The sequence below is a fragment of the Streptomyces sp. NPDC037288 genome (assembly GCF_055603265.1).
The window spans coordinates 1-9,850 of record NZ_JBVJVY010000095.1 but is presented as its reverse complement, the minus strand read 5'-3'; the positions used below and the strand labels follow the sequence as shown (position 1 = coordinate 9,850).

Below are 9,850 nucleotides of genomic sequence, written 5' to 3'. Positions count from 1 at the left end.
ACCTCACCAAGCGCATAACGGACGAGACGACACCAACCTGGCGAGGGACTTACTAGAACAGAAAGGGCAATTCGCCTAGATCAAATGCCCTCTCACAGTTTCACGATCGCCGGATACTTCCTGCCCCAGGCGTCGGCGAACTCGGCGAACCGCTCGAGTGCGGCTTCCTCGGTCGGCGCCGTGTAGACGGGCTTGAGGAGCTTGGCGATCTTGTCCCAGTCCTGTCGGGCGGCGTAGCGGAAGGAGTTCCGCAGCAGGTGGACCACGCAGGTCTGCACCATGGTGGCCGGCCAGACGGTCTCCACCGCCTCGGGCAGGCCCTTGAGCCCGTCGCAGACCAGCATGAGGACGTCGTTGACGCCGCGGTTCTTGATCTCGGTGAGGATGTGCAGCCAGTGCTTGGCGCCCTCGCCGCCGTCGCCGGCCCACAGGCCGAGGATCTCGCGCCGGCCCTCGGTGGTGACGGCCAGGGCCACATAGACGGGCCGGTTGGCGACGGCGCCGTCGCGGATCTTGACGTGGATGGCGTCGACGAAGACGACCGGATAGACCGCGTCGAGCGGGCGGCTCTGCCATTCGGCCATGCCCTCGAGGACCTTGTCGGTGATGGTGGAGATGGTCTGGCGGGAGACTTCGGCACCATAGACCTCGGCCAGGTGGGCCTGGACCTCGCCGGTGGTCAGGCCCTTCGCGGCCAGCGAGATAACCATCTCGTCGACGCCGGTCAGGCGCTTCTGCCGCTTCTTGACGATCTTCGGCTCGAACGAGCCGTCCCGGTCGCGGGGCACGACGATCTCGACCGGGCCGACGTCGGTCAGCACGGTCTTGGAGCGTTTGCCGTTGCGGGAGTTGCCGCCGTTCTTGCCCGCCGGTTCGTGCTTGTCATAGCCGAGGTGGTCGGTGATCTCGCCCTCCAGGGCGGACTCCAGCAGCCGTTTGGTCAGCTGCTGCAACAGCCCGCCCTCGCCGGTCAGTTGCAGGCCCTCTGCCTGGGCCCGGCTCACCAACTCGTCGATCAGCTGGTCGTCCACGGCCTTCGCCGACACAGCCGCCGCCGACTCGACAGCGTCCTGCTCAGCCACGTTCTCACTGGTCATCGATGCATCTTCCATGATCGGGAGTTACACCGAACGATTTACAGTCCCCCATGTGGTGAAGCGTTCGGTCATCTCGTCTCGCAGGCGCGGGCGGTGAGGAGGTGGGGGCGGGGACGGAAGTGCGATGAGATCCCGGAGAAGACGGACAGGGGAATCTCTAGGCTAATTCGGCGGATTTGAAGCGTCTCATGGCCCGTCCCGCTGCCGGGTGGGCTGATGGGAATTCTCGGCCCGGTTGTTGAGATACTTCGAGTGCAAGTGTTCCACGGAAGGCATGACCTGGCGGTGGGCGGCGTGGTAGGAACGCTCAGCTCATTGCGTTGGCGGTGGTTGAATCCTGTTGGCTTCGGGTACCCATTTCCGTGTTTGATCAAGAAAAGGACACGGGGGGGCGCTTTTCATCGTGGACTGTCCCAGCCCAGGCGCGCAGAGTGCGCGGGGTGAGGCCGTAGCGTCGTTTGAAGTCAGGATTGCGGCGGCCCAGCTCGACCCATGAGCGGCCGGACGAGAAAGCGCCGCGCATGATGTGGTCGAATGCCACGTAGAAGGCGCTGAAGGTGCCTCTGGGGGCGAAGCCGCAGGCCCAGAAGTGGTATCGGGTGTCGTCGAGGAGGATGAGGCCGGAGCAGATCAGCTCGTCGCGGGTGCGGAGTTCGAGGACGCGGACGTCGTCCCCGAGGGCGAGGACAAAGTTCTGGAAGAGGCCGGGCTGGTAGTAGTCGGAGTTGTTGTGCTTGGCGGCGGTGGCTCGGGCCAGGGTGACGAAACCGTCCAGGTCGGCGTCGTGTGCAGCGCAGGTGATGGCGGTGACTCCGGCGCGCTGGGCGGCGCGTAGGTCGCGCTGCAGGTTGCGGCGGGGTTTACTGGGCAAGGTGGTGAGGTAGCCGTCGTAGTCTTTGCGGGATGGCAGGTCCAGGCCCCATCCGATGTCGATGTCGGTTCCGTGGAGACCGCGGCTTTCAAGTAGGTCGTTGAGGCGTGTCGCGGCGTCGACGTTGGCTAGCCCGTAGAGGGTGGCTCCCCAGTCGCGGGCGACGTGGTGGAGCATATCGAGGGCCACGTTGATGGCTGGGATGGCTCCGGGGCGTGCGGGGATGACGGTGTCATAGCAGTGCCATACGTGGCTGATCAGCGCTGGCTGCCCTAGTGTTTCGGGGAAGTGGTCGTTGATCACGCGCATGGGGTCGACGCCTTGTTGGAGGTATGCGGGGAAGGCGGCTTGAAGGACGCCTCCTGCGTCGCGGATGAGGATGTAGGCGGTGCGGCGCACAGGATGCAGAGGGTGGCGCTCGAAGGCGCTGAGGAAGGGTCGGCGGTAGAAGACCGGTGCGCGCGCGGTGGCCATCAGTTCGTCCCATTCAGGGCCGACTGCGTCGATGGTTGTGAGGACCTTGGCCTTGAAGGGTCCGCAGGAGGTGGTTACAGCTTCGGTCATGACGGTGTTCCCCAGGCCGCCAGCGTTGCGGACGTGCGGTGTGCTGGGGCTGCGAGGGCGTGTTCAGGTGTCCGCCGGGAACTGGTGGTGTTGTCGGTGGAGGTGTGTACCTGCACCGCATGGCGTGTCACTCCCCGTTCTCCTGATTCGGCTCGGCCCAGTTGAGGATTACTTTTCCCGTGCTTCCTGCGAAGGCGGCGGCGAATGCCCTTTCATAGTCGTCCGCCGCGAAATGATGAGTGATGATGAGGGATGGGTCCATCCCTTGGTCGAGCAGTTCTGACATGCGATGCCAGGTATCGAACACCCGGCGGCCACTGATTCCCTGGATGGTCAACATGCGAAGAGCGATGTCGGCCCAGTCGGTGGACATGCGGTCGTCCGGCAGGCCAAGGACTGCTACCTGGCCCCCGCGTTTGACACCGGTGAGCAATTCCTGGAGGGCATCGTGGTTTCCGGACATTTCGAAGCCGATATCGAATCCCTCTTTGATCCCGAGTTCGTCGGCACTCTTTGCAATGGCGTGCGGCTCTGCTTCGACCACGTGGTGGGCTCCGCTCCGCCGCGCGAGGTCTAGCCGGAACTGGTTCACATCGGTGACCACGACCAGATGCGCATCTCGGTGAACGGCAATCGCGGCTGCCATGCAGCCGATAGGTCCGGCCCCGGCAACCAGCACCGTCCTGTCTTGCAGAGGGAAGGCATCAGCGATGTGCACCGCGTTACCGAAGGCATCGAATATGGCGGCCACGTCCAGGGTGACGCCGGGGCGATGCACCCACACATGGTCGGCGGGCAGGGTTATGTACTCGGCAAACGCTCCGTCGCGATCTACGCCGAGTGTCCGTGTGTGGGGGCACAGATGTTTTCGGCCGGCTGTGCAGTGGGGGCAGCGGCCGCAGGTGAGATGGCCTTCTCCGCTGACCAGTTGACCGTGTAACAGACTGCCGACCCCCTCGCCTACGGCGATGATTTCACCGACGAATTCATGGCCGATGATCCGCGGTGGCGCAATGTGCCGGATGGCCCAGGGAGTTGAGTGATGGATGTGCAGGTCAGTACCGCAGATTCCGGTACGCAGTACCCGAATCAGCACGTCATTGCGCCCTAGCTGGGGGCGGGGTACCTCGCGGAGCTCCACCCCTTCCTCGGGCCCCGCCTTGACCAGCGCTTTCATACTTCTCCGATCCGTGATCACTGTGGTTCCTTCGTGAGCGGCGAACGGCTGGGCCGGCAGCCGATGGTCCACTCAGTGGGCATCGCATGGCCGCTCAGGATGGATCACTTCTTCCTGGTAGAGGATGATGGTGGCTCCGCCGGTGGCGAAGTTGGCGATATCTGCCGCCACTGTCTGCCCCTGCGGTGATGCCAGGAGCTGCTCCATGTCCTCGCGTGTTGCTGTGCAGAGTTCGGCGATCATGTAGAAGGGTGGGGGTTTTCCGTTCTGTGTCTCGCAGAGCCCGACGATCCATCGCTTGATTCCGGGAAGTTGTTTCCCCAGAGGGATGTGGACGTTCCGGTAGTGTTCTTGAAACGCGGCTGGGTCATCGGGGTGGCCGAAGAGACAGGTGAGCCGGTACATAGCTCGTCATCCTGATTCGGACTCGGGCCGGGGTGAGACGTTGTGGCTGGGCCGGAAGATGTTGTCCGGGTCCCAGCGCGTCTTGACGCGTTCCAGCAACGCACGGGTGGCGGGATCGTAGGCCGCCGTTGCTGCTCCCGGCCCCTCATCAGCGAGGTAGTTGACATAAGTGCCGGTACAGAAGGGGTTGAGGCGCTCATGGAGGCTGCGCACCCAGGAAATGTTGCGGTCATCATCACCGGGGCTGTCCCACATACCGACTGCATTGACCAGATAAGGAGCATCCCTATGAGCGGCCGCCGTATGACCTTGCGGGACGCGGGCTACCGCTCCGCCGAGCTGGTGGATGAGGATCTGGGCCGATGGCGAGGGGGGACATGCGGCGTACTCAACCAGGTCCGCAATCAGCCGGGGTGGAAGATCGGTGATGTAGCCCGGCTTCCAGTAGTTGCGCATTCCGGGTGGCGATCCCGCATCAAGCAGCGATTGCAGTTGAGGGTAGGGCATGGGTTGCACAAGGTCCAGGGCGGGCGGGCCAAAGCGGCGCAGGGGCTCGGCGAGTTGTTCCCGTTCCGCGGCGTCGCCAAGGGCACAAAGGGCCACCATCAGCGCGGGCTTGCCACGCAGTTCCGCGGGGAGTGCGGCGTCGGTGGGTGCAGTGAAGAACGCGGCTGCCGTGGTGATCGCATCGGGTGCCGTGCGGCACCAGTGAGCGTAAAAGTCCAGGACGTCTTGAGCGTGTTCGAGGGGATGGATGACGTAGCCGCCCAGTACCTCGGGCACAGGGTGGAGACAGTAAGTGAACTCGTGGACGACGCCGAAATTTCCCCCGCCGCCGCGCAAGGCAGCGAAAAGATCAGGATTCCGGGCATGGTCGACCGTGATCTCTTCGTTGCGAGCCGTCACCAAGGTGGTCTGGAGCAGGTTGTCGCATGCCAGGCCATGGGCTCGCATCAGCCAGCCGACACCGCCTCCGAGGGTGAGGCCGCCGATGCCTGTGCTGGATATCATCCCGCCTGTGGTCGCCAGCCCATAGGCGGCCGCTGCCCGATCCAGATCCCCCCACGTAGCGCCACCTTGAGCGCGCACAACTCGCTGGACCGGATCGACGTCCACGGCGCGCATAAGTGAGAGGTCGAGCACCAGGCCGTCGTCACACGTGCCGCTGCCAGTCACGTTGTGCCCGCCTCCTCTCACCCCGAGCGAAAGCTGGTGGTCCAGGGCGAAGCGGATACCGAGCTTGACGTCAGCGACCGTGCGCGGCCGGGCGATGAGGCGGGGATGGCGGTCGATCATCCCGTTCCAGACTCGGCGCGCGCTGTCGTACTCCGGGTCACAGGGACGGATGATCTCGCCTGCGAAGCCACTCATGATCGTTTCGCCGGCGTGTGATGGGATCGTTCCCTGCGTGGCAGGAACTCCAATGCGCGTGGTGGGTTGACGGGGCTTTGTCATACGGCTGTCCACCCTCCGTCCACGACGAGGCCGTGTCCTAGAATGTGCGAGGCAGCCGGCGAGCAGAGCCACACCACCGCGGCCGCAACTTCCTCAGGCGTAGTGAAACGCCCCGTGGGAGCGGCCGCCCGCAGCTCCTCTGCAGCCCTGGCATCTCCGCGCAGAACGCGGTGCATCATGTCGGTTGGCACCGGGCCCGGGCACACAGCATTGACGCGGATACCACGCGTGGCATAGTCCACCGCCGCCGCACGTGTCAGCCCGAGAACAGCGTGCTTGCTGGCCACATACGCGGTCGCCTCACGCGAGGCGACCAGGCTCAAGGTCGACGCCATGTTCACGATCACGCCGCTGCCCTGGGCCTGCATCTGTCGGAGCTCAGCCTGCATGCACAGCCAAACGCCCTTGACGTTTACCGCCCAGATCCGGTCCCACACTTCGGGCGACATGTCTGCCGCAGTCTGCCCGGGCTCATTGATGCCGGCATTGTTGACCGCGCAGTCCAGACGGCCGTATGCACCCACCACCATAGTGATCAGCTCGGCCGTCTGTTCCGGCTGTGTGACGTCGCACTCGAGATCCAGCGCAGTGCCACCGCTGTCTTGGATCACCTGTGCGGTCTTTGCCGCCGAAGCGCCGTCGATGTCCGCAATCACTACCGTGGCGCCGGCGCGAGACAGAGCCATGACACAGGCCTGTCCGATCCCTTTGGCACCGCCGGTGACCAGGACTACCTGACCGGTCGGGCTCCTGCCGTCCGCTACAGCCTGGCTCACGACAACCTCCTCATGTAGGGAACGCCTGCGTCCACGCCGCTACTTGCCTTCCGCCTGCGGGGCCGCGACACAGCTCAGGATCAGGGTGTGGGGGCAGTCCAGGTACCGTTTCCAATACGACGCGCCATACAAGGCGAGACCCTCGTCAGTGACCGTCGGGTGGATCCACTGCAAGCTCTCGAAGCCCGCAGCGCGCGCCGCAGCCTCCTGCGTAGTGCGGGACCAGCGGTACGCGGTCAGGGAGAAAGTGGGGTGCTCGGGGAGCGTGATCGTCAGCGTCAGCGGCGCACCATCAGGCACCTGCTGGCCTCCGTCAACAGCCACCAGCTCGAAGTCGTACTCGGCGTAGTAGCCAGGCGTCACCGCCGCTTCCGGGTTCAGCACATAGGTGACGCAGCGTCCACCGGATGCCGGCAGCGCTCGCCGCGCAGTACGGAACAGTCCGTGCAGCGCCTCAACGGTCGGGGCGTACGGTGCCACATACACACCCGCCACCAGGTCGAAAGCCCCGTCCAGTTCGGGGTCAGGCGCATCGATCGGACGCGTGATGTCACGCCGCAGATAATCGATGCCCAGCTGTTCCCGTCGCTCGCGCGACCGCGCATAGTCAAGCATGCCCTCTGAGACATCCGCGCCCACGACCCGCTGGGCACCGTGGGAACGCAGGCGCCGACTGTAAACCCCACTGCCGCACCCGAGATCAAGAACTTTCAATCCTGTAATGTCTCCGAGCGCCTCAAAGTAACTCGGATACTCCAGATGCTTGCGCACGGCCATATCCACCGCCGTGCTCTCGTAAGCTAGGGCGAGATCGTCAAACTGACTACCCATCAATGACCTCCCACAAGTGGTCCTGGCATGGATTTGCAGAAGCGGACCCGCACTAGAGACGCGGCTCAGTCAATGAGAACTAGTCGAATCCAACTAGTTCGAAGTGCCTTTCAGTTGTCAGTACACCAACCATCGTCGGAGTAGTACAGATGGCCAGCGCGCCCATTCTCAATCAAGCCCGACAACCGTGTGGCTTTGTGAAACGACATGTTCGGCCGAATCTTGAGCCATCGAGCGGTAAATTCTTTGCCGGGCAGTGGTGTTTTCCCCGGCTACTGGGGGGTACCCGAATGGATTTATGTCGGCGTGCCTCCGCCTGAGGGCGACCGATGGAGTCAAACCAAGGAGGACGTGACGCGCCGACTCTGATCCATAAAGGTGCTTGCGTGTCGGATGACGGCTCCTGGGGTGAACGCTGAGGCTTCTGAAACCATAGTTTCCTGTGAGGGCGAAGCATCGATGGCCGACTGGCGACTACTCTATATTCCGCCCCTATTTTCGCTTCTCTAATGCGCTAGTATTTATACGAGTGCACCGCCGTTGGCCGCCGGGACGGGTCAACGGCGTTGAACGTGAGATCACATTGTTACGCCGCAAATGCCGCGCCGATATGCCGATGGGATCGTCATGCGGCGCTGGTGAATGGTGAGTGCAGAGGGAAAGGATCACCTGCGTGGAACCCTTATCTTCACATTACTTGTGGCCGTAGACCGCCTACAGGCAATGTGCTCATGTCCCCGCCGGTGATCGCGAAGCACCGGGCGGCGAGCAAGGTGAACGGGGGCCAAGCCGGTTATCACGCCGGCGTGGTGGAGCGCGGGAACTCCCGATCATTGAGCTTCTTCAGTAGTCACTCCGCGAGATGCGGCGCGGGATGGCGCTTCGCCCGCTAGTGACGACTGCTCAGTGGAGTGGCAGCGAATGCCGCTCCGCCAACGATGCACTGGCCATCGGTCGCCTGGACCGCGTTGGCGGCGATACTGCGGCCGTGGTCGGCCCTGCGCAGGTGGTCGTACGCGGGAGCCGTCAGCAGGAAAAGCTCAGCCTAGCGCTGCAGGCAAAGGCCCTCTCTTAAGTCGCCATGCGACGCCGAGACCGGTCAAGTTGATCGGTGCTGGTACAGCGAAGGCCAGTCAGCCCTTGATTGCTGCTCGGAAAGTCCCGACCGGCTGAATTTCACATCCTCCATCGTCCAACTCTCAACAAGGGGCTCAGGAAGCAAGGTGAGGGACCCATGCCCCGTCTCCCCAACACACACTTGACTGCGCTCATTGAGGCCACGGGCTGGAGTCCCGGCCAATTGGCCCGAGCCCTGCGCGAGGTCGCTAGCGAGGAGGGCCTTGACCTGGCGTGCAATGACACCACGGTGCGGCGCTGGCTCGCCGGCACCCAGCCCCGACGCCCCTACCCCACGCTGTTGCTGGAGTGCCTCACCCGCCGCCTGGGAAGGCGCATCACGCCGCAGGAGGCCGGGCTCACCCGAACACCAGCTGTCGTTGTGGATCCGTCCTGGGAGACCGATCCCGTGGGCAAACTCGCCCATCTAGCCCACACCGAACTCAATTCCCAACGGCAAGTCCTGCTCGACACGAGCGTCGTCACACTCACCAGCATCGCCTTACGCGACCTGACCACACTCCCCAGCCCACCGCGCCGACCCGAGGACCCGCTGCCAGAACGGCCGCCCGCCGACCAGCGGGAAGTCGACCAACTTCGCGCCATGGCAGCGGTGTTCGTTGCGACAGCCGACAAGTATGGCGGACAGCACGTCCGAGCGGCCCTGACCGCCTACCTCGTCCACGACGTCCTGCCCGTCCTCAACACATCCGCCCGCGTGCGTACCCACCACGAACTGCTGATAGCCGCATCCCACCTCACCCTGCTGATGGGAACGATGTGCGCCGACAGCGGCCACGGCTCCACCGCCCAGCACTACCGCCAGATCGCCGCCCGCCTCGCCGCCGACGCCGGTGACCACGCCACCCTCGCCATCGCCCTGCGCACCATGGCCACCCACGCTCACGACCTGGGCAACCACACGCCGGCGGTCCTACACCTGGCCGAATACGCCGACCAGCACGCCCGCCATGCCTCCCCCAGCGTCCGCGCCTACACCCACATCCACCTGGCCGTCATGAACGCCCACCACAACCGCCGGGCCGCACTCACCGCCCTCGCTCGCGCCGAAAACCTCCACACCCACGCAGCTGCCCCTCCCGGGCCCTTCAGCAGCTACCCCGCCAGCGCCCTGCACTATCAGCGCGCCCAGACCCTGGCCACCCTCGGCGACCACACCAATGCCCTCACCGCACTGACATCATCACTGCACCTGCGCAGCCCAGACGACAAGCTGCGCGCCGCCCTCACCCATGCCCGTCTCGCCGAGACCCACCTGCGGCTCGGCCACCTGGAACAAGCCCTGGCACACTGGAACTCCTTCCTCGACATCTACCCCGCCCTGCACTCCACCCGAGCCATACAGTGCCTACGTACCGCACTCCAACGCCTGCGATCCTTCCAACGCCACCCCGCCGTCAGTGACGTTCTCGCCCGAGGGCGTTATCACATGAGCTCGGCCCATTGAGGCGCCCCGAAGTTTCCGGACAGTGGTCCCACTACGATGGGTCTGTTCGGAAAGGGAAGCTGGTTGTCGCAGAAACGCAGGAACTTCACT

7 protein-coding genes and 2 pseudogenes are annotated in these 9,850 nt (G+C 64.3%); 1 reads left to right on the top strand and 8 read right to left on the bottom strand.

The features are described from left to right. Nucleotides 1-95: 95 nt before the first annotated feature. The 8 genes and pseudogenes from ACZ7GZ_RS40845 to ACZ7GZ_RS40810 form a co-directional block, all read right to left on the bottom strand. Nucleotides 96-1,097, bottom strand: a pseudogene (locus tag ACZ7GZ_RS40845) (IS256 family transposase); the annotation flags it as partial. A gap of 24 nt (nucleotides 1,098-1,121) precedes the next feature. Continuing rightward, a pseudogene (locus ACZ7GZ_RS40840) lies at nucleotides 1,122-1,403 on the bottom strand (DDE-type integrase/transposase/recombinase); the annotation flags it as partial. Between the two features lie 64 nt (nucleotides 1,404-1,467). After that, on the bottom strand, nucleotides 1,468-2,532 hold the full coding sequence (locus ACZ7GZ_RS40835) for a GNAT family N-acetyltransferase (protein WP_471032615.1): 1,065 nt from the start codon (nucleotides 2,530-2,532) through the stop codon (nucleotides 1,468-1,470). A gap of 127 nt (nucleotides 2,533-2,659) precedes the next feature. Continuing rightward, on the bottom strand, nucleotides 2,660-3,709 hold the full coding sequence (gene tdh / locus ACZ7GZ_RS40830; protein WP_471032613.1) for an L-threonine 3-dehydrogenase: 1,050 nt from the start codon (nucleotides 3,707-3,709) through the stop codon (nucleotides 2,660-2,662). Nucleotides 3,710-3,781: 72 nt separating this feature from the next. Continuing rightward, nucleotides 3,782-4,114 carry an EthD family reductase gene (locus tag ACZ7GZ_RS40825; RefSeq protein ID WP_471032611.1) on the bottom strand — a complete coding sequence of 111 codons (333 nt, stop codon included), beginning with the start codon at nucleotides 4,112-4,114 and terminating at the stop codon, nucleotides 3,782-3,784. Between the two features lie 6 nt (nucleotides 4,115-4,120). Then, nucleotides 4,121-5,485 carry an FAD-binding oxidoreductase gene (locus tag ACZ7GZ_RS40820; RefSeq protein WP_471032609.1) on the bottom strand — a complete coding sequence of 455 codons (1,365 nt, stop codon included), beginning with the start codon at nucleotides 5,483-5,485 and terminating at the stop codon, nucleotides 4,121-4,123. Between the two features lie 80 nt (nucleotides 5,486-5,565). Beyond that, nucleotides 5,566-6,345, bottom strand: coding sequence for a glucose 1-dehydrogenase (locus ACZ7GZ_RS40815; protein WP_471032606.1), 780 nt, complete (start codon nucleotides 6,343-6,345; stop codon nucleotides 5,566-5,568). A 39-nt stretch (nucleotides 6,346-6,384) separates the two neighbouring features. Further along, nucleotides 6,385-7,176, bottom strand: coding sequence for a class I SAM-dependent methyltransferase (locus ACZ7GZ_RS40810; protein ID WP_471032604.1), 792 nt, complete (start codon nucleotides 7,174-7,176; stop codon nucleotides 6,385-6,387). Nucleotides 7,177-8,476: 1,300 nt separating this feature from the next. Here ACZ7GZ_RS40810 and ACZ7GZ_RS40805 point away from each other — a divergent pair. Continuing rightward, complete coding sequence (locus ACZ7GZ_RS40805; RefSeq protein ID WP_471032603.1) at nucleotides 8,477-9,760, top strand: tetratricopeptide repeat protein; 1,284 nt, start codon at nucleotides 8,477-8,479, stop codon at nucleotides 9,758-9,760. Nucleotides 9,761-9,850 lie beyond the last annotated feature (90 nt).